Annotated in this window: 17 protein-coding genes; 13 read left to right on the plus strand and 4 right to left on the minus strand. The window is 61.3% G+C overall.

What is annotated here, in order from left to right; all coding sequences use genetic code 11:
- Positions 1-550: 550 nt before the first annotated feature.
- The 4 genes from ACURWW_RS08220 to ACURWW_RS08235 form a co-directional block, all read right to left on the minus strand.
- On the minus strand, positions 551-1135 hold the full coding sequence (locus tag ACURWW_RS08220) for a hypothetical protein (protein ID WP_445616326.1): 585 nt from the start codon (positions 1133-1135) through the stop codon (positions 551-553).
- Positions 1136-1196: 61 nt separating this feature from the next.
- The gene (locus tag ACURWW_RS08225; protein ID WP_445616327.1) at positions 1197-1775 is read right to left on the minus strand and encodes a methyltransferase family protein; all 579 of its coding nucleotides are present in this window, start codon (positions 1773-1775) and stop codon (positions 1197-1199) included.
- A gap of 70 nt (positions 1776-1845) precedes the next feature.
- The gene (locus ACURWW_RS08230) at positions 1846-2331 is read right to left on the minus strand and encodes a GNAT family N-acetyltransferase (RefSeq protein ID WP_445616328.1); all 486 of its coding nucleotides are present in this window, start codon (positions 2329-2331) and stop codon (positions 1846-1848) included.
- A gap of 39 nt (positions 2332-2370) precedes the next feature.
- Positions 2371-3639 (minus strand): 6-phosphofructokinase, encoded by a 1269-nt coding sequence (locus ACURWW_RS08235; RefSeq protein WP_445616329.1) that lies wholly within the window; start codon positions 3637-3639, stop codon positions 2371-2373.
- A gap of 683 nt (positions 3640-4322) precedes the next feature.
- On the opposite strand from ACURWW_RS08235, the gene mpl reads away from it, so the two are divergent.
- The 13 genes from mpl (at position 4323) to ACURWW_RS08300 (ending at position 25327) form a co-directional block, all read left to right on the plus strand.
- Positions 4323-5693 (plus strand): UDP-N-acetylmuramate:L-alanyl-gamma-D-glutamyl-meso-diaminopimelate ligase, encoded by a 1371-nt coding sequence (gene mpl / locus ACURWW_RS08240; RefSeq protein ID WP_445616330.1) that lies wholly within the window; start codon positions 4323-4325, stop codon positions 5691-5693.
- A 20-nt stretch (positions 5694-5713) separates the two neighbouring features.
- A complete protein-coding gene (locus ACURWW_RS08245) occupies positions 5714-6340 on the plus strand; it encodes a flavin prenyltransferase UbiX (RefSeq protein ID WP_445616331.1) in 627 nt (208 codons plus the stop codon).
- A 134-nt stretch (positions 6341-6474) separates the two neighbouring features.
- The gene (locus ACURWW_RS08250) at positions 6475-9075 is read left to right on the plus strand and encodes an efflux RND transporter permease subunit (RefSeq protein WP_445616332.1); all 2601 of its coding nucleotides are present in this window, start codon (positions 6475-6477) and stop codon (positions 9073-9075) included.
- A 366-nt stretch (positions 9076-9441) separates the two neighbouring features.
- Entirely contained in the window at positions 9442-9939 is a 498-nt protein-coding gene (locus ACURWW_RS08255) for a (2Fe-2S)-binding protein (RefSeq protein WP_445616333.1), read from the plus strand.
- On the plus strand, positions 9936-12134 hold the full coding sequence (locus tag ACURWW_RS08260) for a molybdopterin cofactor-binding domain-containing protein (protein ID WP_445616334.1): 2199 nt from the start codon (positions 9936-9938) through the stop codon (positions 12132-12134). Before ACURWW_RS08255 ends, ACURWW_RS08260 begins: the two co-directional genes overlap by 4 nt.
- Before the next feature lie 29 nt (positions 12135-12163).
- On the plus strand, positions 12164-13141 hold the full coding sequence (locus tag ACURWW_RS08265) for an XdhC family protein (RefSeq protein WP_445616335.1): 978 nt from the start codon (positions 12164-12166) through the stop codon (positions 13139-13141).
- A 47-nt stretch (positions 13142-13188) separates the two neighbouring features.
- Entirely contained in the window at positions 13189-13812 is a 624-nt protein-coding gene (locus ACURWW_RS08270) for a nucleotidyltransferase family protein (RefSeq protein ID WP_445616336.1), read from the plus strand.
- Positions 13813-13975: 163 nt separating this feature from the next.
- Positions 13976-14308 carry a hypothetical protein gene (locus ACURWW_RS08275; protein WP_445616337.1) on the plus strand — a complete coding sequence of 111 codons (333 nt, stop codon included), beginning with the start codon at positions 13976-13978 and terminating at the stop codon, positions 14306-14308.
- A 427-nt stretch (positions 14309-14735) separates the two neighbouring features.
- Positions 14736-18293, plus strand: coding sequence for a DUF4175 family protein (locus ACURWW_RS08280; RefSeq protein ID WP_445616338.1), 3558 nt, complete (start codon positions 14736-14738; stop codon positions 18291-18293).
- Between the two features lie 213 nt (positions 18294-18506).
- Complete coding sequence (locus ACURWW_RS08285) at positions 18507-20801, plus strand: hypothetical protein (protein WP_445616339.1); 2295 nt, start codon at positions 18507-18509, stop codon at positions 20799-20801.
- Positions 20798-21847, plus strand: coding sequence for a hypothetical protein (locus tag ACURWW_RS08290; protein ID WP_445616340.1), 1050 nt, complete (start codon positions 20798-20800; stop codon positions 21845-21847). Before ACURWW_RS08285 ends, ACURWW_RS08290 begins: the two co-directional genes overlap by 4 nt.
- Positions 21831-24485, plus strand: a complete 2655-nt coding sequence (locus ACURWW_RS08295) for a tetratricopeptide repeat protein (RefSeq protein WP_445616341.1) — start codon at positions 21831-21833, stop codon at positions 24483-24485. Before ACURWW_RS08290 ends, ACURWW_RS08295 begins: the two co-directional genes overlap by 17 nt.
- A complete protein-coding gene (locus ACURWW_RS08300) occupies positions 24482-25327 on the plus strand; it encodes a DUF4159 domain-containing protein (protein WP_445616342.1) in 846 nt (281 codons plus the stop codon). Before ACURWW_RS08295 ends, ACURWW_RS08300 begins: the two co-directional genes overlap by 4 nt.
- The last annotated feature ends 3 nt before the right edge of the window (positions 25328-25330 follow it).

Raw genomic sequence — 25330 nt, forward strand, 5'->3', positions numbered from 1 at the left:
GGGTTACGGCCTGCGGCCTAACCCAACCTACGGAGGTGGAGTGGACTGTAGGTTGGGTTAGCGAAGCGTAACCCAACATTGGGAGCCGGCTGCGGCGAACGGGTCGCTCGCCTTTTGAATGTATGACAGCGGGAGCTTTCGGGGGCAATCTGTTGGGTTACGGCCTACGGCCTAACCCAACCTACGGAGGTGGAGTGAACTGTAGGTTGGGTTAGCGAAGCGTAACCCAACAATGGGGGCCGGTTGCGGCGAACGCGTCGCTCGTCTTTTGAATGTATGACAGCGGGAGCTTTTTGGGGGCAATCTGTTGGGTTACGGCCTGCGGCCTAACCCAACCTACGGAGGTGGAGTGGACTGTAGGTTGGGTTAGCGAAGCGTAACCCAACATCGGGGGCCGGCTGCGGCGAACGGGTCGCTCGTCTTTTGAATGTATGACAGCGGGAGCTTTTTGGGGGCAATCTGTTGGGTTACGGCCTGCGGCCTAACCCAACCTACGGAGGTGGAGTGGACTGTAGGTTGGGTTAGCGAAGCGTAACCCAATTCGGAGTGGCTACTTTCGTTTTTCCAATTCCTTGCGTAATTCCTCGTCCAGTTCTTCCAGAAACTTTTGAATCTCCTGGTTGGCCTTTTCCGTCTGTTCCTGGAGTTCACGGCTGGCAGCCGTGAGTTCGCGGGCCATGGTCTCGCTCAGCTCGCTCCCCAGCTCTCGAAACGCCTCGGCGCTTTCTTCCAGGGCGGCTTCCAGTCCGGTGATGGCGGAGCTGTATACGCTGTCGAAGAAGGCCTGACGGGTGAGCGCGGGTTCCACTTTCCATTCCCCCTCTTCCAGGACGAGCATGGTCTCGGTGTCGAAGGTTGCCGTCTCCTCACCGTCCACCCAATGAATCGTGGTGGCGACCTGGGCGGTTTCCTCCTGGCGCTCGGTGGGGCCGAAGGTCACCCGGCTTTCCGGGCTCGGATGAATCACCGTACTCAGGCTCGGCGAGGAGGAACTGGCAATGGACTGCCGGATGGCTTCCTCGTCGTTGGCGATCACCGCCTGCCAGTACCGGTCCGCCACGCTTTCGGGCGTATTGCGGGCGCAGGCGCTGAGAAGGGCCAGCACCAGCAGCAGGGATACTCGAAGGGGGGACATTGCACTTCCTCGTTGTCGACGGCTTATCTGATTGGCGCCGGTGGTGTTGGTTCAGAGAAGCTCAGAATAAGTAGGGAATAAAGTTTTTGGTGCGCTCACTGTAGTGGCGATAGGCCTCACCGAAGAACTCGAGGTTTTCTCTCTCCTCCGCTTTGGCGGTGAGCCACAAAAACAGCGTGGCCCCGAGGCTCATGGCCAGCCCCGGCAGTTCCGGCCGTTTCAGCCAGGCGCCCCAGGTGAACAGCAACAGTGCACTGTACATCGGGTGGCGGACCCAGCGGAAGATGCCTGACTCCACCAGTGTGGCGGTATTCTCAAAAGCGAAATTCTCGGCGGCCCTGTCGTCCCGTCGTCCGCCGAGGGTGAGGAGCATGTGCACCGCGCCGACCAGCATGCCCAACGCGGTGAAGAGCACGAACCAGGAGGCCAGTTGATGGGGCGCGAACAGCTCGGCCTGCCAATAAGGGAGTGCCGGAATCAGTACCCCGCTGCAGCAGGCGAACGCGAAGAAGCGGTAGAAGCCGTGGCAGCGCGGGTTACCCAGAGCGCGCCGGGAGATCGCGGCCAGCACGAGCACGCAGGCGCACCAGAGGAGGAATTGGGAGAGCGGGGCGTTCGGGTAAAATTCTGCGGTAGGCACAGTGGGAGTCAGCCAGATGAACGTGTTCAGAACCCAAGCATAGCATTTGGGGCGTGGCGGATGTCGGGGGTTATGGGTCCTGCAGACGCAGGTGCTTCTCCATGAAGATGCTGTAAGGGTTGTCCGGGTAGTCTCCATAGGGGCCGCGGGTCCGATAACCCAGGCGTCGATAGAGCGCCACCGCCTCCGGTTGTTCGGTGCCGGTTTCCAGGCGGATGACCGGGAGTTCTTCCTGTAGCGCCAATCCTTCCAGGGCGTCCACCAAGGCCTTGCCCAGCCCTCGTCCTCGAGCCTCATCGGCCACGAACACCCGCTTGATCTCCCCGTAGTTTTCGAGGGGCCCGGACTGCCGCTTGAGGGCGCCAACGCCCATCAGAGCGCCGCCCACAAACGCGCCCAGCAGGGTTGCTTCGGGCCGGGCCAGAGCTTGTGCATCGTCCAGAAAACACAGGTCCGGCGGGTAGCGTCTGAGGAGGTAGTCATCGGCCCGCTGCAGCAGGTCCGCCACGTCCTTCCGGCGGGCATCCAGTACCTCGATGCTCAGGTCTTCAATCACTTCAAACCTTGTGCAGCAAACGTGCGCCCGCCTTCTGCTTCACACCTCGAACGTCGTTTTCAGCTTCTTGGGAGCCATCACCTTTTTCAGACGCGCATACACCGGCAAGCCGTTTTTGTAGGGCGGATAGCTCTCGCTTTCGATCAGGGGGGCCAGGTAGTTCCGGCAGGATTCGGTGATGCCGAAGCCGTCGCGGGTGATGAAGTTGCGGGGCATTTTCTTCTCCACGTTGGCGACTCGTTGCAGCGGCGCCTCTTCGATCTTCCAGCGGTACTTCTTGCCCGGGGCCGATTTGCGAATGATGGCCGGCATCACTGAATTCTTGCCCGACAGGGCCATCTGCACACCGGCCTGACCCACAGCGTAGGCCTGCTCCACGTCGGTGGCGGAGGCGATGTGCCGTGCGGCCCGCTGCAAATAGTCCGCCACAGCCCAGTGGTATTTGTAGCCCAGCTCGTCCTTCACCATCTGGGCCAGGGTTGGTGCAACACCGCCAAGCTGGGTATGGCCGAAGGCGTCCTTGGTGCCGGCGTCAGCGAGGAATTTGCCATTTTTGTCCTGGCAGCCTTCCGAGGCCACAATGGCGCAGTAGCCGAACTTCTTGACGCAGTCGTCCACTTTTTTCAGGAAGGCCTGGCGGTCGAAGGCGATCTCGGGGAAGAGAATGACATGGGGCGCGTCGCCTTTTTCCTGGGCCGCGAGGCCGCCCGCGGCGGCGATCCAGCCGGCATGGCGCCCCATGACTTCCATGACGAATACTTTGGTGGAGGTTGCGCACATGGAGGCCACGTCCAGCCCGGCCTCTTTGATGGAGACGGCGACGTATTTGGCAACGGAGCCGAAGCCGGGGCAGGTGTCGGTGATGGGCAGGTCGTTGTCCACGGTTTTGGGGATGTGGATGGCTTGCAACGGGTAGCCCATTTTTTCCGAGAGCTGGGAGATTTTGAGGCAGGTGTCGGCGGAGTCGCCGCCGCCGTTGTAGAAGAAGTAGCGGATGTTGTGGGCCTGGAAGACTTCGATGAGCCGTTCGTATTCGGCCCGGTTTTCTTCGATGCTTTTCAGTTTGTAGCGGCAGGAGCCGAAGGCGCCGGAGGGGGTGTGTTTGAGGGCGGCGATGGTTTTTGCTGTTTCCTTGCTGGTGTCGATGAGTTCTTCGCGCAGCGCGCCGATGATGCCGTTGTTGCCGGCGTAGACTTTGCCGATCTGCTGTTTGTACTGGCGGGCAGTTTCGATGACCCCGCAGGCGCTGGCGTTGATTACGGCGGTGACACCTCCGGACTGTGCGTAAAAAGCGTTCGGCTTGGCCATCATTTCTCCTGTTGGGGGTGGCTGCTCGGTGGTAAGCGGGGTCGGTGCAATATAGAAGGGGCGCTATGATAGCTAAATCGCCGAGCCAGAGTAACCGTGTGCTCGCGCGGCGCCGCCATTGAAGACTCATGCTCGGCAATTGGGTTCCCGGTTTGACCGTGGTGTGGGATGGAGTCATACACTGTCTCGACGATCCGGGGCCGGTGTTCTCAGGGGGCATTGCTGTGGCTTGGTGCCACCACCCGTGGGAGCTTTGTGTCTCCGTATGTTTGGGGCTTTGTGGCAACGCACGTTTCGGGCTTTGTGCCGTCGCATGTTGGGCTTTGTGCCACCGCACGTTTGGGGCATTGTGCCACCCCCACGTTTGGGGCAGGCCCCGGTGTTTCAAAAACGCGGTGGATACGTCCCTGTAGCTCCCTCGCGTCATCCATGACGCCAGGGTTTTGAAACACCGGGTCCTGCCCCAAACTCCCACCGTGCAATTCGGAGGCGGGGCCACTTCGATCGACCGTCACGTGCGATTATCTGAGTACGGCGGTTCGGGTGGATGTTGCCGAACGGTGGGTTGCCGCGGCTTGCCGTGGCGGTGCACGGAGCTGGTCAAACTGGCGATTGGTCCCAACCCAAGCCGGCGCCCCCGTGCTAAGCTTTGGCCCGCTTTCACGGTCCGGATTCAATCAGCTATGCATATTCACATACTCGGCATTTGCGGCACTTTCATGGGCAGTCTGGCGCAGCTTGCGAAGGCCCAGGGCCATCGGGTGACCGGTGCCGATGCGCACGTGTATCCGCCCATGAGCACGCAGCTGGAGGCGGCGGGAATTGAAATCATCGAGGGCTACGACCCGGTGCAGCTGGATCCGGCACCGGACCTGGTGATCGTGGGCAACGCCATGAGCCGCGGCAACCCGGCGGTGGAGGCGGTGCTGGACCGGGGTATTCCCTATGTGTCGGGCCCGGAGTGGCTGCACGATCACGTCCTGCCGGGTAAGTGGGTGCTGGCGGTGTCCGGTACTCATGGCAAAACCACGACCAGCAGCATGCTTGCCTGGATTCTGGAATACGCGGGCATGCAGCCGGGCTATCTCATTGGCGGTGTGCCCGGCAATTTCGAGCACTCCGCGCGGCTGGGCGAGTCGGTCTTTTTTGTGGTTGAGGCGGACGAGTACGATACGGCGTTTTTCGACAAGCGTTCCAAGTTTGTTCACTATGCGCCGCGCACTCTGGTCATCAATAACCTTGAGTTCGATCACGCGGATATTTTTCCCGATCTCGCAGCCATTCAGACCCAGTTCCACCACCTCATGCGTATTCTGCCGGGCAACGGTCTGGTGCTTTATCCCGCAGGGACGGAGAGCATCGAGCAGGTTCTGGAGCGGGGCTGCTGGTCCCAGCGGCAGGCCCTTTCCATTGACGGTGACGACAACACTCCCTGGCGGGCCACTCGGTTGAGCGCCGATGGGTCCCGGTTCGAGGTGCAATTTGAAGGTGTGAGTGTGGGTGAGGTCGATTGGCAGCAAAGCGGTGATCACAACATCATGAACGGACTCGCGGCCATTGCCGCCGCCCGGCATGTAGGGGTGAAGCCGCAGGTGGCCATTGAGGCGCTGGCCCGCTTCCGCGGAGTGAAGCGGCGCATGGAGCTGCTGGGCGAGCCCGGCGGGGTGCGGGTATTTGACGATTTCGCCCACCACCCGACGGCGATCAAGACGACGCTCGCGGGGCTGCGGGCCCGGGTGGGGAGTCAGAAAATTATTGCCCTGATCGAACCGCGCTCCAACACCATGCGCCTGGGTACTCACAAGGCCAATCTGGCCCGCGCCTGCGAAGACGCGGATCAGGTATTCTGGTACCAGCCGCCCGGCATGGACTGGTCGCTTTCCGATGTGGTGGCCCAGAGTTCGGTGCCGGCGGAGGTGGTCACGGACATTGACGAGCTGATCGCTCGGACTGTTGCGGCAGCGGACGAGGGAACCCAGGTGGTGGTGATGAGCAACGGCGCTTTCGGCGGCATTCATCCACGCCTGATCGCAGCGCTGGAAGCGACTACTTAACGATCCGGCAGGGGAGATTCATGACCGAGAGCTACACGGGTAACTTCTACCGAACCGTCACGCTGGCCATGACCGGTGCTTCCGGCGCCCAGTATGGCCTGCGTTTGCTGGAATGTCTGCTGGCCGCCGATTGCCAGGTGTACATGATGATTTCCCAGGCGGCCCAGACGGTTATTGCCACGGAAACCGAACTGGAGTTGCCGGACTCCCTCCTTGAGCAGCAACGGGTGTTGGCTCGCAGTTACAACGCGGAAGAAGGGCAGCTCCTGCTGCTTGATCGTCAGGACTGGTTTTCTCCCGTGGCTTCAGGCTCCAGTTCCCCGAGCTCCATGGTCATCTGCCCGGCCAGTGGAGGAACCCTGTCGGCCATCGCCTGCGGGGCCAGTAACAACCTGGTGGAGCGCGCTGCTGATGTGGCTCTCAAGGAGCGCCGTCAACTGATCATCGTTCCCCGGGAAATGCCTTATTCGGAAATTCATCTGGAGAACATGCTCAAGCTGACCCGCATGGGCGCAACCATCATGCCCGCCAGCCCGGGCTTCTATCACCAGCCGTCGGCCATCAATGATCTGATCGATTTTGTGGTGGGCAGAATCCTGGATCATCTGGGCATTCAGCAGACCATCATGCCCCGATGGGGTGAGTAACCGGCAATCCGGCAACGCCCCACAAAAAGCGGCTCCCTAGTGACTCGCGCCGAGCGACTGTTTACCATGGTTCGCTTCATTGGCCCTGGCTGGGTGGCCGGGCGTGGTCGAAAAATCAAGAACAGGCGGCGTGCATGTCAGATCGGCTTTCCCACCTCTACGAATCCGTAGTCATTAAACATCCAAAACTGACTGTTGCAGTCGTACTTCTCGCGTTTGCGGTATTGGCCGCGGGTCTGCCCCGAATCAAGGTGGATGCCTCCGCCGACTCCCTGACCCTGGAGCACGACACGGATCTGGATTACAACCGGGAGATCACCGAGCGCTACCAGAGCGGCGACTTTCTGGTCATTACCTATACGCCCGAGAATGAACTGTTCTCGGATGCCTCCCTGAACACACTCCGTTCCCTGCGCGATGACCTGCTGGAGATCGAGGGCATCACCGGCTCTCTCAGCATTCTCGATGTGCCGCTGCTCTACAGCCCGCCCCTGACGCTTTCGGAAATTACCTCCATGGAGGAATTCCGCACTCTCACTACGCCGGGCGTCGACCGCGAACAGGCGATGGAGGAGTATCAGGAAAGTCCGCTGTACCGGGACACTCTGGTCAGCAAGGACGGGCGCACCACCGCGATCCAGCTCAATATCGCGGTGAACAACAAATATCTGGAGCTGGTGCGCGAGCGCGATGCCTTGCGCCTGAAACAGGACCAGGAAGGACTGAGCGAGCAGGAACAGGAGCGCTTGGATGCGGTGGCGGCTGAATTCCGTGCTTACCGCACCGAACTGGCCGAACAGGACCGACAGCGGATTGAGCAGGTTCGGCAGGTAGTGGCCAAGTACCAGGACGAGGCGGAAATCTTCGTCGGCGGCGTCAGCATGATTGCCGCCGACACCATCGCTTTCGTCAAAAGCGATCTGGTGACCTTCGGCACCGCGGTGATCATTTTTATTATCGCCATGCTGGCCATCATCTTCCGCCAGCCCCGCTTCGTTATTCTGCCCTTTGCCACCTGTGTGCTGGTGGTGAGCATGATGCTTGGGTACCTGGGTTGGGTGGACTGGCGGATCACGGTGATCTCCAACAACTTCGTCTCCCTCCTGCTCATCCTCACCCTGGCCCTGAACATCTACATCGTGGTTCGCTATCGGGAACTTCACGCCCGCAACCCAGAGTGGACCCAGCAGCAACTGGTGCTCGAAGCAGCCCGGCAAATGGCCCTGCCCTGCCTGTACACCGTGCTCACCACCCTCGTGGCCTTCGTCTCGCTGGTGGTTAGCGACATCAAACCCGTCATCGATTTCGGCTGGATGATGACCATCGGCCTGAGCCTGGCCTACATCATGACCTTCAGCTTCCTGCCCGCAGCCCTGGTGTTGCTGCCGAAAGGCGAGCCTAAAGAAAAGGTGGACACCTCACGCGCATTCACCGAGCACTTCGCCCGGTTTGCCGAAAAGCGCGGTGGCGTCGTCCTGACCATTGCCGCCCTGGCGGCGGTTGCCGCGGTCGTGGGCATCAGCCGCCTCGACGTGGAAAACCGCCCCATTGACTACTTCCACGAAAGCACTGAAATCTATCAGGGCCTGAGCGTCATCGACCGCCAGTTGGGGGGAACCACCCCGCTCGACATCATCCTGGACGCGCCCCAGGCGGGGCAGGGCACCGCCACCGAAGACGACCCCTTCGCCGAACCGGATGATCCCTTCGGCACAGCCGGTGGCGGCAGCGCCGCGGAAGACCCGTTCGGTGAAGGCAGCGAAGCCGACGATCCTTTTGCCGAAGACGATCCCTTTGGCGACGACCCATTCGCCGACGAAGCTGATGGCTCTCCCGCCGCCAAGCAGAGCTACTGGTTCACCGTCGCCGGCTTGCGCCAGATCGAAGCCCTTCACGACTACCTGGAAAGCCTCCCCGAAGTAGGGCGGGTGCAGTCACTGGCCACCGCCTACAAAGTCGCGCGAGACATCAACGGTGGCCCTCTCAATGACTTCGAGCTGCAAGTGCTGCAAAACCAGCTTCCGGCGGAAATGGACGACCTGTTGGCCTCCTTCCTCTCCTTCGAGGCAAACCAGACCCGCATCAACCTGCGGGTGCAGGAAATCGACTCCGGCCTCGACCGCCAGGCGCTGCCCGAAAAAATCCGCCGCTTTGCAGTCGATGAAGTGGGACTTGCGCCGGAACAGGTTCACTTCACCGGCTTGCTGGTACTGTATAACAACGTTCTGCAGAGTCTGTACTACTCCCAGATCGTCACCCTCGGCACCGTATTTCTGGGCATCATGATCATGTTCATGATTCTGTTCCGAAGCATCCGGCTCTCGGTCGTGGCCATCGTCCCCAACCTCATCGCCGCTGGCGTCGTGCTCGGCAGCATGGGACTGTTCGGCATCTCCCTCGACCTCATGAACATCATGGTGGCCGCCATCACCGTGGGCATGGGGGTGGATAACGCCATCCACTACATCTACCGTTTCAAACAGGAATTCAAGGTCGACGGGGACTACGTGGCCGCCATGCACCGCTCCCACCAATCCATCGGCCGGGCCATGTACTACACCGCCATCACCATCATCATCGGCTTCTCGGTACTGGCCCTGTCCAAGTTCATCCCGTCCATCTACTTCGGCCTGCTCACCAGCCTGGCCATCGCAGCGGCAATCCTCGGGTCCCTGACCCTGCTGCCGAAGCTGATTCTGCTGGTCAAGCCCTTGGGCCCGGGGCGGGAGGCCTGAGGCGGTGTGAGCCGGGCACGATCCAATGCCCGCTTTGAACGGCAGTTCTGTTAACGTGTGGCCACGCCCGCGCAAGCGACCACCGAATTCTGGAGAGTCTGGGATGGAAGTTTGCCGACAGGGGGAGGGGTTTCGAAACCCTCGCGGCATGGATGCCGCGCGGGAGCTACACGGACGTATTCATGCGTTTTCGAAACCCCTCCCCCTGTCGGCAAACGCGCCGCGGCACCACAACCACATGTACGAGAACCAACGCGCCGCGGCACCACAACCACATGTACGAGAAACAACGCGCCTCGGCACCACACTAACGATGCGCGAGAGACGATCAATAATAAAGCGCGAGCGACAAAGAGGGACTAAACGATGATCGGACTGAAAGTAAACGGCGAGGCGGTGACGCTTCCCGACGATGTGGACCCGAACACCCCCCTGCTGTGGGTCCTGCGTGAACGCCTCAATCTCACCGGCTCCAAGTTCGGATGCGGTCAAGGACTCTGCGGCGCCTGCACCGTTCACGTAAACGGAACAGCAACCCGCAGCTGCATCCTTCCGATCGGCCAACTGGCCGGCAAAACCATCACCACCATCGAAGGGCTCGGCGGCGACCACCCCGTCCAGCAAGCCTGGCGCGCCATCGACGTGCCCCAGTGCGGCTACTGCCAGTCCGGGCAAATCATGTCCGCCGCCGCCCTCCTGCAACAACAGCCCCAGCCCAGCGACGACGACATCAACCGCGCCATGGCCGGCAACATCTGCCGCTGCGGAAGCTACCCCCGTATCCGCCGCGCCATCCACCAGGCCGCATCCCTCACCGGCGCTGTTCAGGAATACGACCCCGCAGCAGCAGGAGAAAGCCAATGAAAATTACCCGACGCAAACTGCTGATTGGTGGCGGCCTCCTTGGCGGCGGCCTGATTCTCGGTTTCAGCCTGGCCGGCGACAAACCCGTGCCCCAGACCGCCCCCGGCAGCTTCCAGCCCAACGCCTGGCTCCAGATCACACCCGATGGCAAGGTCATCTTCCAACTCGACAAGGCCGAAATGGGCCAGGGAGTCTACACAGGCCTCACCACCCTTATGGGCGAAGCCCTGGACTTCGACCCCTCCCGGATTCAGGTTGAAATGGCCGGCGTCCACTCCGCCTACAACAACCCCGCCATGCGCATGCAAGTCACTGGCGGCAGCACCAGCCTCACCACCGCATGGCAGCCCCTCCAGGAGGCCGGCGCCAGCGCCCGCCGCATGCTCATGCAGGCCGCGGCCCAACAAATGAACGTACCACTGGACGACCTCACCACCGACGACGGAGTGGTTGTTTACTCCGCCTCTGGCAGGCGACTGTCCTACGGCGAACTGGCCGATGCTGCCAAAACCCAGCCGCTGCCGGACAATGCGCCGCTCAAGGCTCCCGGGGACTACAAATGGATCGGCAAATCCCTGCCCCGATTCGACACTCCCGCCAAGGTGGACGGCACCGCCCGATTCGGCGTGGACGTCACACTGCCGGGCATGAAAGTGGCGGTGGTGATCCGCTGCCCCCAGTTTGGCGGAACCCTGCAGAGCTTCGATGCCAGCCGAGCCCTGGAAATGCCCGGCGTGCAGAAGGTGTTCGCCATCCACAATGGCGTCGCTGTGGTCGCGGACGGCTACTGGCAAGCCCGGCAGGCGGCTTCGCAGGTGGGCGTGGAGTGGAATCCCGGGCCTCTGGATGGCCTGAGTTCCGCCGATATCCGCCGTAACCAGGAACAGGCCCTCGACTCCGCGGAAACCATCGTCGAGGCCCTGGCCGAAGGCGACGCGGACGGGGCCTGGGAGCAGGCGGGACAGACCGCCAACACCCTGGAGGCCATCTATGCCGCACCCTACCTCCACCACAGCACCATGGAGCCCCAGAATTGCACCGCCTGGGCGAAAGGGGACCATTGCGAAATCTGGGCGCCCTCCCAGGCGCCGGGGTTTGTGCAGGCGCTGGCGGCGCAATTCGGCGGCTTTGATCCGGACAAGATCACGGTCCATACCACCCTGATGGGTGGAGGCTTCGGGCGGCGGGCCATGACCGACTTCGCTGGCGAGGCCGCGGCAATTGCGAGTCAGATGCCCGACGTGCCGGTCAAGCTCATCTGGTCCCGCGAAGACGACATGCAGCACGACTTCTACCGGCCGGCCACCGTTCACCGCTTGCGTGCGGTACTGGACGAAGAGGGAACCCCGGTGGCCTGGCGGCACCGGCTGGTATCCGCCAGCATTACCAAGGGCATGGCCGTAACTCTGGTCTCTTCCTACTTGCCCGCCTGGCTCCCCGAGGCCATGGCCCGCGGGATTGGCCGCTTTGCGGGCAACGCCACCGCCGGGCGCGATACCGCGATGGCGGAAGGGGCGGAGGTCCCCTACGCGGTGGCCAACAAGAAGGTGGACGTGGCCCTCTATGATCCGGGTATTCCGCTGGGTTACTGGCGCTCCGTGGGGCATTCTCACAACGCGTTTGTGGTGGAGAGCTTCATCGACGAGCTGGCCCACGCGGCCGGTCAGGACCCGGTGGCCTACCGCCGACGCTACCTCCAGAATCATCCCCGCCATCTGGGCGTACTCGAGGCGGTGACCCGCGCTGCGGATTGGGACACACCCGCACCCGGGCGCTGGCGAGGCGTAGCGGTGCACGAGTCCTTCAGTTCCTACGCGGCGCAGGTGGTGGAGGTCTCCCGGTCCGATTCGGGCTATCGCATCGAGCGCGTCGTCTGTGCCGTGGATTGCGGTCGGATGGTGAATCCGGGTATTGTGGAAGAGCAGGTGGAAAGCGGCATCCTCTATGGCCTGAGTGCCGCCCTGAAGCCAGCTCTGAACATAGAGAATGGCGCCGTGGTGCAGAGCAATTTCCACGATCTACCTGTGCTGCGGATGGACGAAACGCCGGAGATCGAGGTTGTTCTGGTGCCGAGCGATGAACATCCCACCGGCATTGGGGAAATTGCGGTGCCGCCCATCGCCCCGGCCCTGGCCAACGCTTTGTTCCAGGCCAGCGGCGAGCGTCAGCGAGAGTTGCCCCTGAAGCTGGCGTGAATCTGACAGGAACTGCCGGAAATTGTTTGATGTACAGTCTGGATCTGGAAGTTTTTCCACAACTGATTGAATGGCTGGAGCGTGGCATTCCAGCCTGGTTGTGTACCGTCACCAGCACCTGGGGCTCCGCCCCCCGGGACGTGGGCTCGCTCATGGCCTGCAATGCAGAGGGGCAGCAATGCGGCTCCCTCTCCGGCGGCTGCATCGAAGAAGACCTTCTGGAAAAAATCACCCGCGGCGAGGTGTCCAGCCGCGCCCCCCAGCACTTGCTCTACGGCGCGACCCGGGAAGAGGCCGAACGCCTGCAATTGCCCTGCGGCGGTACCCTGGGCGTTTTGCTCGAACCTCTCGCCGGCGCCGACGATCTGGCCTGGCTCAAGACCGTTCAACAGCACATTGAAAAACGCGAATGCATTACCCGCGCAGTGGATTATGTGGAAGGGACGAGCGAGTTGAAGCCGGGCGGATTCGGGGGGCAGTTTGCCTTCTCCCGGGAAGACGCGAAACCGCTTTCCCTGCGTCAGGTATACGGTCCGCAATACCACCTCTTCCTGGTGGGAATCAGCGAAGTGAGCCGCGCCCTGGCCACCTTTGCCCTGCTGATGGATTACCGGGTCACCGTCTGCGATCCGCGCCCGGAGCAGGTCGCCAACTGGGACGTGGACGATGCGCGGGTGATCCGGGCCATGCCCGATGATGCGGTCGGCAAGTACGCGAACGACTCGCGTTCCGCGGTTCTGGCGCTCACCCACGATCCGCGCATCGACGACATGGGGCTGATGGAAGCGTTCAACACGGAAGCCTTCTACATCGGGGCCATGGGTTCGAAGCGCACCTCCGATAAACGCAGGCAGCGATTGAAACTGCTGGACATTACCGAGGGCGATCTGCAACGATTGCATGCACCGATTGGCCTGGACATCGGCAGCAAAACCCCCGCGGAAATCGCCATTGCCATTCTGGCGGAACTGACCAGGGTCCGCGCCGCAACTCGCGATACAGAATAACCATAACAATTGCATTACAGGCAGGTAGACATTTGGGATCGTCCACCTTGGATTTCTCGGCAAATCTGGGCCTTGCGGGAATCATTCTCGCCGCAGGCCGTTCCAGCCGTTTTGGCAGCGACAAGCGACTGGCCCCCTTCGGGCAGCTTACCCTGCTGACTCACTCCATTTCCCTTTGCCATTCTTTCTGCAGCCATCTGCTGGTGGTTACGCGTCCCTCCGATCGCAATCGTAAAACGGAACTGCTCGGCTCATGGCGGCATGACGACGGCGTTGAACAGTTCTGCGCTCCTGAGGCGGAGCAGGGCATGGGGCGCAGTCTTGCGAATGGCGTGATGCGTCTGATCGAGTACGAAAACGCGAGAAAGGGTCGCTTCACGGGCGTTCTGGTCATGCTGGCGGATCTGCCTCACCTGTCACCCACCACCATTGAGAAAGTCGTGGCGGCTGGTTCCGTAGACAACATCGCGCTTCCCTGTTACCTATGGCAAGGCGAAAAACGCCTTGGCCATCCCGTTGTTTTCGGTCGTCGCTGGTTTGACGAACTGGGGACCCTGCAAGGTGATCGCGGGGGCAAAACCATTATCAGCGCGAACAGCCAGGCCGTGGTTGAAGTGGAGGTGAACGACGCCGGCATATTGCAGGACGTGGATCGGGCGGAAGATCTTTGAACTGGAGCGGAGTTCACTTGAAAGGTTCGGAACCGTCGGGAGTCCGGGGCAGGCGTTTGTGAAAACATCCGGAGGGGTTATGGGAAAAGGGTTTTCAGTTGTGTTCGAAAACGACGGGCAAGGACTGTTGTTTACCGGACGAGGCGTGCTTTCCGGAGAACAAATGATTGAAAACACTCCCACTACTTACTCGCCCGAAGTGTTGCAAAGATTACGCTACCAGATTGTCGATCTGCGCGGAGTGGAGCGCATGGATATTTCCTGCGAGCAGATGCAGCACCTTGCGCAAATGGATCGAAGTGTAGCGGAGGCCAATGCGGCGATGCGCGTGGCCATTGTAGCTGCCCACGATATCACCATTGCCCTCGGCCGCATTTACAGCGCCTACGCACAAAGCCCGAAGCTGGAGACGCGCGTGTTCACCACAATGGAGGAGGCCCGAACCTGGGTTCGTGATGCGTCTTCCGGCGATTCCCCCGAAGCGAACGCCAGGTAACAACCCTTCCTCAGACCGCTCCGATTACCGGGCGACGCCCGGGGCCGGAGAATCATATTGAACTGATCCATAGGGCCAAAGTCCCAGAACAGGGGCCGCATGAGCAGTCTCCGTTGCCGATGTAAAAATGTGTAAAACGCAACAGGGCTCCCCGAAGTGTGAAACCTTGTGTTTATAATCGGGACGGAAGATCTTTGGAGAACCAGGTTCCATTGAGCAGTCTCAAGGTTCTTCGAGTCCAAGGGTTCAAGGAGCACAGAGGTTCAAGGAGCACAGACGCCCCGCTCCCGGTTGGCGTTCAACTTGCATCGCTCCGGCCCCGCGGGATGTCTCCACCCGCTGAGAGTCGGAACGGAAGGCGGCAGAGTCTCGGCGCGTCTCCGTTATACAGCCGCAGCGGTCACGCACACAGATCGGTACCGAGGCCATGTCCCAATCTGCAACGGAATCAATTCGTGAGCGGCTGGAGTACCTGCGCCGCCGTCAGAATCTCAGCGTCGGCCTGACCCTCCTCGCTCGCTGGCTTATCACCATCGCGGCGCTGTTCGCACTGGGTGCCGCGCTGGGCTGGCTGCTGGGGCTTGGAACCACCGGCTGGCGCGCGATCTTCATCGCCTGGACCTTCGCTACCTTCTGCATCACCACCTTCTTCGTGTGGCGCGTGGGTTCGCGCTGGCAGGACAGTCGCCGCTTCGTGCACCAGGTGGAGCAGCAGCTCCCCGAACTGGAACAGCGGCTGATCACCTCCGTCGAATTCGAGACCCTGAAAACGTCCGGCGTTTCGCGCCAACTGCTCGACCGCCTCCTGGCTGACGCCCAGGCTCGTGTCGACGCTCAGCCTTTCCGGGAAGCCGTTTCCCTCCGGCCAGCCGCCCGGGCCCTCTCCGTTGCGGCAGTCGCGATCATCGGGCTCGCGTTCGCCCTGGTTCTCTCCGACGCTTTTCTGGAGGCCAGTCGTCAACTGGCGTGGCCGTGGCGTGTGGCACCCGCCGACGACGCCCGGGCGCTGCCGGTGGCGGTGACGGTGGACCCGGGCGATGTGTCCATGCAGCGCGGCGATGACCTCACCATCGTAGCCACTCTCGATAACGCCACCAGCGATCAGCTACTGCTGTACGTGCAGGACGATCGTTTGAACTGGCGCCAAATCAGCATGCCACCGGACTCACCGACGCCTGGTGACGACGCTGTCGCCGTCGGCGACGCCAGCGTGTTTGCCGCCCAGCTCGATCAGCTGACCCGGGATCTTGTTTACTACGTGGAATATCGCCAGAGCGGGGAGGTGGTGCGCTCGCCCCAGTTCCGGGTCACGCTGTTTGACCTGCCCCGGGTTGAGGGCCTGGAGCTTACCTACGATTTTCCCGAATACACTGGGCTGAAGGCCAAGGTCGAAAACCCGGGCGGCGATGTGGTCGCACCGGAAGGCACCACGATCACAGTTGCCGCTACGCTCAACAAGGCGGTGTCCCAGGCGCGCCTGGTGTTTGACGATGGCGAGAGCATTGCCCTCACTCTGGACGACAAGCGGGCGCAGGGCAGCTTTAAGGTCACCCAGGATGACAACTACCGCATTGAACTGGTCGATGCGAAAGACTACCGCAACAGGAGTCCATCCGAATACTACGTTCGCGCGATTGAGGACCGGCCGCCGGAAATCTCCCTGCGCACTCCCGGGCGAGATCAGCGCGTGATGCCGCTCGAAGAAGTGGTGTTCGAGGTCAAGGCGGAGGATGACTACGGTCTCTCCCAGTTCGAGCTGAACTACAGCGTGGTGGGCGTCGGGGAAAAGACCATCAACTTCCTCGAGCAGGCCGAGGGCGCCGGCCAGAACAAGACTGTGTCGGGCAACACTCTGGTGTACCTGGAGGATCTCAAAGTCCGGCCCGGCGACATCATCAGCTATTCAATTGCGGTGCGGGACAACAATGGTGTGCACGGACCCAGACAGGTGATCTCGGACATCTACTTTCTGGAAGTCATACCGACCGACCATGAATTCAGCCGCGCCCGTTCCGGCGGGGGCGGCGGTGGCGGCGGGGGCGGTGGCGACAGCACCGCCCTGGTCAAAACCCAGAAGGACGTGATCGCCGCCACCTGGAAGCTGCGCAACAGGGAGCACCAGACCGATGAGAAAACCTTCGCGGAAGATGGGCAGATCATTCGCGACTCCCAGGCGGAGGTGGCCCAGCGCGCGCAGATGTCCATTAATCGCCTGACTGAACGCGGCAGCTTCGCGGACGAGAACTACCAGAATGCGGTTACGGCGCTACGCCAGGCGATCAAGGAAATGGAAGCGGCCGTAACCAGTCTCGATCAGTTGGCTCTGGCCGAGGCGCTGGAATCCGAGCAACGTGCGTTGCAGGCGGTTCTGCAGGCGGAAGCCCAGGTGAACAAGACCGAAGTGGCACTGAATCGCAGTCAGGGCGGCGGTGCCGGCGGCCCCGGGCAGGAGCGTGAGGATCTGCGCGAGCTGTTCGAAATGGAAATGGGTGAGCTGGAAAACCGCTACGAACTCCCGCAGCAGCAAGCGGGCCAGCCTGAGCAGGCGCAGAACGAAACCCTCGACAAACTCAAGGAGCTGGCGCGGCGCCAGGAGCGTCTTACCCGCTCCCAACGGGACCTGGCGCGCCGTCAGGAACAGATGGACGAAGAGCAGCGCCGGCGGCAACTGGAAAAACTCCGTCGTGAGCAGGAAGAGCTGCGCCGTCAACTCGCCGACTTGTCGCGCTCCATGCAGCAGCAATCCGACCAGCAAAGCCAGGCGAATCAAAGCAGCGGGGGACAGAGCGGGCAGCAGCAATCCGGGCGGAATCAGCAACAACAGCAGGCCCAACAGCAAACGGACCTACAGCGGGCGCTCGAACAAATGCAGGAAGCCGCCGAAAGTGAATCGCCCAGCACGGCCGCGGCCAAAAGCCAGAAAGCCCTCGACCGTTTACGGCAGCAGGCCGAGCAGATGGACGCTGGTTCCAAACGCTCCCTGGCTCAGTTGCAGGAGTCGGCCAAGGAACGCAGTGAGGAAATCCTGCAGCAGCAACGGCAGCTGCGCCGAATGGTGGAGGAGCGCAGCCGCGAGGAAAGCCTCAGCAACACCCGATCCCAGACCGCCCGTTCCGGCGCCGCCGACGACCTGCTCCAGCAACAGTCGCAGATACGCCAGGGGCTCGATCAACTCGGGCGGGATCTGCGGGATATAGCAACCCGCGCGGGTGAGGACGATCCCCGCGAGGTTCAGGAAGCTCACGACCTGTCCCGCGCGCTGCGGCCAATCCGGGAGAAGATGGACACCAGTAAACAGATTCTTGATCGCGGCATGCTGAACCTGAGCCTGAAGCTCGAGACGGATATCGAAGGCCAACTGAGTGATCTGCAGCGACGGATACAGGGACTGGGAGACGGCCCGGGGGTACCGGGCAGCGATGAACAGAGCGAACAGGTGGCAAATCAGCTGCGGGAGTTGCGCGAAGAGTTGCAGAAACTTCAGCAACAGCTTGGCGGCCAATCCGGCGAGGTTGAGCAACCGGATCAGCTCGCCGAACGACAGGGCGAACGCAGTGGCGCCGGCGGGGCTGAACAAAGCGAGCGCGGCGACCAGAACGATAACGCCCCCGACGATCAAGGCCGTCAGGCAAGCCGCAGCGAAATGGAGCGCTCCCTGGAGCGCAGCCGGGATCTGGCTCGCGGCCTGGCGCAAATGGGCCTGGGCGGGCAAACCTGGGCTGGCAGCGCCCGCTCCATCCGGACCCGGTTGACCCAGCAGGGGCTGGATGAATTTCTCGGTCGGCCTGAACTCCTGCAGGCACTGCTCGAGCCGGTTATCGAACTGGAAAACCAGTTGCGCGTGCAGGCGGAGTTGAATCAGATCGACAACAAGCTGTATTCGGCGCTGGAAGAGGAGATTCCCGAGCAGTACCGAAAGCTGGTGGAAGAGTACTATCGGGTGCTTTCCGAAAGCAAAAACAGCGGCGGCGATAACGCTCCCTGATTGCCGAAGTTTCACGGGGCTGAGTTTTCGATCGCGCTGCAAATTCCATAAACCCTACAGAGCGGGTCCGCTGGGCGGGCAGTTGGAAACAGGCCGACCAGCCGAACAGGAATCGCCCGCGCCTCTTCCGGCACCTACTCGAAAGGTGCAGGGTGAGGCGCGGGACGCCCAAAAATACTAAACAGCCGAACGGTAAATGGTTTGTCACAAGCAATGTCACTGATCCAAAACCACTATCTGCAGGCGATTGCCGATGGGAACTTCTCGTTCGGCATTTCCCTCGGCGTGGCTGGACTGCTCGCTGCAGCCCTGCTGTTGTTGGCGGTTGCGTTGCTATCGTACCGGAAAACCACCCGGCCCCTGTCCCGTTCCTGGAAAACTCTGCTGGTGTCGTTGCGCTATGCCAGCTTGTTGCTGCTCGGGTTCCTGCTGCTGGAGCCGGGCGTGTTGATTTCGGAAGTCACACCCCAGGAGACCTACCTGGCGGTGCTGGTGGACGACTCCCAGAGCATGGGCATCCGCGATCGCGCCCAAACTCCGTCGCGCCATGAACAAAGCGTGGAGCTTCTCTACGGTCGGGAGAACATCGTTGAACGCCTCGGCGAGAAGTTTCAGGTGCGCACCTATCGTTTTTCCGAGATGGCTCAACGGCTGGACGGACCGGAGGCGCTCAGCCAGGCGGGCACGCGCTCGGCCCTCGCCACGGCGGTCAATCAGGTGGCCAATGAACTCGCCAGCTTCCCGCTGGCGGGCATGGTTGTGGTGAGCGACGGTGCTGACAACGGCGATGGGGATCCGCTGGAATCCGTGAAAGCCCTGGCGGAGAAAAGCATTCCCGTGTATTCGGTGGCCGTTGGTGCACCGGAAATCGAAAAAGACCTCAGCATCCACAATGTGAATGCCGCCAAATCCCTGCTGCAGGATTCCGTGTACCAGGTGCAGGTCATTCTGACTCAGCGCGGTTACCAGGGGCAGCGCGCCCGCCTGAGTATCGCCAGCGAGGGCCAGGTCGTGGCCGAGCAAACCGTGACACTCGCCGGGGACGGGGAATCACGCCGCTACACACTTGAGCTGAAGCCCCGCGAAGAGCGCATAGTGGTGTACAACATCAGCGTGGAGGAGAAGCCGGGCGAGATCATCGGTCAGAACAATCACCACCGCTTCTTTGTCGACAACCGCCGCAAGAAGCCTCTGGATGTGCTCTACGTTGAAGGGCAACCGCGCAACGAGTACAAGTTCATCCGTCGCGCCGTGAAGGACGACCGTTCGCTGCGCCTTGCCACCTACCTGCAGACCGGCCCGCGCAAGTTCCTGCGTCAGGGAATCAAATCGCCCCAGGAGTTGAGCGATGGTTTTCCACGTGCTGCCGATGATCTGTTTGCCTACGAAGCAGTGATTCTCGGGAACGTGGATCGAAGCCTTTTCAATGATGGTCAGCTACAGCTCCTCCAGGACTTTGCCGCCAGGCGGGGCGGAGGTCTCATGGTTGTGGGCGGACTCAACGAGGCCTTCGTGGATTCGCCTTTGGCAGACGCACTGCCGGTGGAGGTGATCTATGAGTCGCGACTGCCATCGTTCCTCCAGGGTGGACCACGCCGGGGCGAACATCCCACCGGCGCCGAGTACCATCCCCGCTTGACCCGGGACGGCTGGTTCTCTCCCATTCTGCGCCTGGACTCCGGCGACCGGAAGAACCGGGAACTATGGCAAAAAATGCCCGGGCTGCAGGGGCTTTATGTGTCCGGCCGGGCCAAGCCCGGTGCCACCGTGCTGATGGAACATCCCACACTCTCCTACCGGAGCGCGGCGCTGCCGGTGTTGAGCATTCAACGATACGGCGCCGGTCGCAGCATGGTGCTGGCCACGGCCAGTTCCTGGCGCTGGCAGATGATGATGCCCCATGAGGACGAATCCCACGAACGTATCTGGCGGCAGATGCTGCGTTGGCTCGCTTCAGAGTCCCAGCAGCGCCTCACCACAACGCTCGACCGGGAACACTACAACACCGGCGACCAGGTTCAGGTCAGCGCAAAGCTGCTGGGCCCGGATTTCGAGCCGGATAACAACGGCATCCTCTGGCTCCAGGTCACCGATCCACAGGGCGAGGTAGAAGAGCTGCCCATGGACTGGCAGCTGGAAAAAGAGGGTACCTACACCCAGTCCTTTACCGCGGAGCAGGCGGGTGTCTACGACTTGCAGGTCAAGGTGCCGAGCGAACTGGACAGTGAATTGCAGGCTCAATCGCCGCTGCTGGTAACTGCCTCCCGACGGGAGTTCACTGAAGCGGGAATGGACGCGGGGCTGATGCGGCGATTGGCCACCAGCACCAATGGTCGCTTCTATACCGCCGATACGGTGCATCAGCTGGTCGACGATGTGACCTTCGCGCCCAATGCCTACTCGAAGCTGGAGATGCATTCGTTGTGGGATCAGCCGATTTTCCTGGTATTGCTTGTGCTGTTGGTCTCGCTGGAATGGTTTATTCGACGATATAAGGGTTTGTCATGATTGGCTCGCGCCTGAAAGCGATTGCGGAGCAATGCATGCGCCCGGCTCGGGCGCTCGCAGTTCTGATGGTCATTGCCGCGGTCGCCGCGGTTGCGGATGAAGGGGAGCATTTTCTCAACGCGCCGGGGGCTCAGAAGTACGCCCTGATTCTGGTGGGCGCTGCCGTGGATGAGGAGCGAGCCGGTCAGTTTGGTGAGTGGGCTCTGGCTCTGCGCAAAAGTTTGAATGATGAATTCGGGTATCCGGGCGACCACCTGACCTTGCTGGTGGGAGGAGCGGAAGAGAACGATTTCAATATGGACGGGCCTGCCCGCGCGGAAAGCATCCGGCGGGCCTTTGCCCGCCTGGCCGGGCAGGTGGAGCCCGGCGACCAGCTCAACGTGTTTCTGATTGGCCACGGTACCGGCCGGGGCGATCAGGCCAAATTCAATATCGTCGGCCCTGACCTGACGGGGCCCCAGTTCGCTGAACTGCTGGACACAATCAAAACTCCGAACATCGTGGTGGTGAATACCACCAGCGCCAGCGCGGACTTCAGCAAGGCGCTTGCTGCCAATGGCCGGGTTATCGTGTCTGCCACCCGTTCCCCCGCTGAGCGGTTCGATACCGTGTTCCCGGGCTTTTTCGTGGAGGCATTGCAGGACCACGCGGCGGACCGCGACAAGAACCGGCGCGTTTCCATTCTGGAAGCGTTCAACTACGCAAAAGCACGGGTGGACGAGTACTTCAGAGAACGGGGTACTCTGCCCTCCGAACACGCGACCCTCGACGATAATGGTGACGGCGTCTTCAGCACCCGCCCGGACTCCGTGGGTGACGGCCGGCTGGCCGAGATCGCCTACCTGGATGCAGTGTCCGCGAGCACCACCACATTATCCCCGGAGGCGGCCCGGTTGCGAAGTCACATGAGCAACCTGGAGCGGGATATCTTCCTCTTGCGCGCCAGCAAGTCCGAGCTTGATGAGACGGAATACTGGACGCGCCTGGAACCGCTGCTGATTGAACTGGCAAAAACCACGAGTGAATTCGATGAACTGTCGCAGTAGACTGAAAGTTGCTACAGCCCTGGTGCTTTGTCTCGTCGGGCCGAGCCTCGCGCAGGGTGTCCTGGCGGCAACTCTTAAGGAAGCCGACGGGCTTTTCATGCAAGGGCAGTACGAGCAGGCGGCGGAGCTGTACCAGGACGTGCCGGCGGACGAGCGGGTTGAGGGAATTGTGCGGGCAAGTCGCAGTTACGCGATGGTGGGCGATTACGATCGCGCCCTTGCGGTTTGCCGCGAAGCACTGCAAAACCTGAATTCCGCCGCGCCGGTGGCAACCCAGCTGGCAGAAGTGCTGTTCGCGACCGGGCAGGGAGATGAAGCACTGGACGTGCTGGAGACGGTGGTGGACCGGCAGGATCCCCCTCTGCGCGCCCTGGTCCGCTATGGTGAATATCTGCAGTACCGGGGCCAGCGGGAGGACGCGGGCGCTTACTTTGCTGCGGCGCTGGCGGCCAACGGGACGGGTGCTGACCTCAGCTCCGAAGAGCTCGGCGTGCTGGCGCGGGCTCACTGGCTCAGGGGCAATTACAAAGACGCTAACGACCTGTTCCGTCGCGCCACCCGGATGGACCGCAACAACCTGGAGGCCCAGGTGTGGTGGGGTGAACTGTTTGCGGAAAAGTTCAACGAAGCCGAAGCCATCCAATCCTATCGTACGGTTCTGCAGGCCAACCGCAACTATGTTCCGGCCGTGGTCGGTTACGCTCGCGTCAGTCGGGACCGGCAGTTCCTGGAGCAGGCTCTCTATACCAACCCGCGCTCCGCCGAGGCGTTCGTTGTCTACGCGGAACTGGCCCTGCAGAAAAACCAGTTCAACGAGGCCAAAAGCTATCTGAACGCGGCCCTGCCCATCAACCCCGAATCCCTCGAAGTGATTACACCGCTTGCGGGAATTGCCAAGCTCCATGACCGCGACGAGGAGTTCGAGAAGTGGCGCAAGCGGGCCCAGGCGATTCGCCCCAACGACGGTGCGTTCTACACCCGCATCTCGGAGATGTACGCCCACGACTACCGTTTCCGGGAAGCGGTGGAATTCGCGCGCAAAGCGGTGGAGGTGCAACCGGACCACTGGCAGGCGTACACGGTGTTGGGCACCAACCTGGCGCGTATGGGCCGTGAGGACGAAGGACGCAAACATCTCGAGTTCGCGTTCGAGAAAGACCCCTACAATATCTGGACCTCCAACATTCTCAAGGTCTTCGATACCCTCGACGAGTTCGTGACTCTCAGCAGCGAACACTTCCAGGTCAAGATGAACCGGCAGGACGCACTGATCCTCTGGCCGTACATGGAGACTCTGCTCGAAGAGGCCTGGGACACGATGGTGGAGAAGTACGGCTTTACTCCCGAAACACCCGTATTGATCGAAGTGTTCGACAAGCGGGAAGACTTTGCGGTGCGTTCAGTGGGGCTCCCGGATTTGGGTCCGCTCGTGGGGATCTGCTTCGGGAATCTGATCACCCTCATTTCACCGGACGCGCTGACCGCCAACTGGCAGGAGATTGTCTGGCACGAGTTCGTCCACGTAATCACTTTGCAGATGACGCAGAACCGCATACCCCGCTGGCTTTCCGAGGGTATCTCCGTGTATGAAGAGTTTCAGGGCCGCCCTGAATGGGGGCGCCACCAGGACCTGGACATCGTGCGCGCTCTGAACGAGGGGAAGGTGCTTCCGGTCGAGCGCATGGACGATGCCTTTCTCGAAGCCCGTTCCGACGATGATCTCAGCCTTGCCTATCTGCAGTCCTATCTGGTGGTGGAGTACGTGGTGGCGGAGCACGGCTTTGCAGGCCTGAAGAAACTGATCAAGGGTTACGACAGCCACGCTTCCACGGAAGAGATCATCACCCGGGTATTCTCGCAGGATCTCGGCAGTTTCAACCAAGGGTTCTCCACCTGGCTGCAGAACCGGGTGGCCGAGACCGATGTTTTTGTTCACACAGAGGACAGTGCCGACGAAGGTGCCGGCCACGGCCACGGTGTGCGGAACAATCCCTCGGCAATGCTTGCCGAGCTGTACAACAACGAATCCATCAAGGCGCACATGCAGGACCGGATCAGCAAAGAGCCCCGCGACTTTCAGGCCCAACTTCAACTGGGCATCGTATTGTTCAAGGAAAAGAATTACCGGCTCGCGGAGAAGCATTTGCTGGAGGCCAAAAAGATTCTTCCTCATTACACCGGTTACCCCAGCCCGCCTCAGGTGCTCACCCAGCTTTACCAGGAGCAAGGCAAGGAGGACAAGTACTGGGAAGAAATGAAGTTCATGAGCAAGTATCACCAGCACGACGAAGAGACGCCCCTGAAACTGGCCAAGCGGGCGCGGGAACAGGGTCGCCTTGACGAAGCGGAGTACTACCTGGAGCGGGCCCTTGCCGTCGACCCCTACCAGGTCGCGGTGCACCGGGAGTATGCGCAGCTGGCAGATGCACAGCAAAATCATGAGGCGAGCATCCGCGAATACGAGATCATCAGCCAACTCGATCAGACGGACCCGGTCAGTGCCTATACCCGTCTGGCGGAAGCCTATTTGCGGGGTGGACGGATTTCGGACGCCAGGCAGAACAGCCTGTACGCGCTTGAAATCGCGCCGACCTATCGGCCGGCTCAGAAAGTCTTGCTGGAGGCCTTGCAGGAATGAAGTTCGCGCGCGGTACTCTGATTCGATTCGCTGCAGGGCTGGTGCTGGCCATGTTCCTCGGGCCCGCGCCGGCCCAGGCGCAGTTCGGCGGAGAACCCTTCATCGATCGTGAGGAGTACCCGGAGGACGATCGTCCGGGAGATCCGGAATTCACCTTCGTACGGGGCAAGTACTCCAATTACGGCGGCCAGGGCGCCGGACCCGGACGGGGCTGGTGGGAAACGGACTTCGAGGACTCCGATCGCAACTTCCTGCGCGGTGTGCGCCGCTACACCAATCTGGATGCAAACAGTCACGGCTACAAAGCGGTGGAGCTGACAGATCCGGAGCTTTTTGAGCACAGCTTTCTGTATATCAACATGAAGCGTATTCCCATTAATGTGTCGGGAAGCGGACCCAACTTTTCTCCGGAAGAAGCCGGCGCCCTGCGGGAGTTCATGTTGCGGGGCGGCTTCGTCATGGTGGACGACTTCTGGGGGGAACAGCATTGGGACGACTTTCTGGTGGAACTGGCCAAGATATTCCCGGACCGGGATCTGACGCGGCTGGACATCGACCATCCTCTCTTCCACAGCTTTTTCGATGTGAAGGAAATTCTCCAGGTGCCGGGGCGCTCCGTCACCTGGAACTACAACAGCGGTTTTTATCTGGATGATCCGGACTTTCCCCCTTCGGTACACGCGGTTCTCGACGATGATGGCCGCGTCATGATGGTGGCCAACTTCAACACCGACCTGGGAGACGGCTGGGAGCACACCTTCTACGAACCTTATCCAACACGCTATGTGAACGAAGCCTACAAGCTGGGAATCAACTACATCATCTATTCGCTGAGCCACTAGCCC

It is taken from the genome of Gilvimarinus sp. F26214L, from assembly GCF_054401055.1.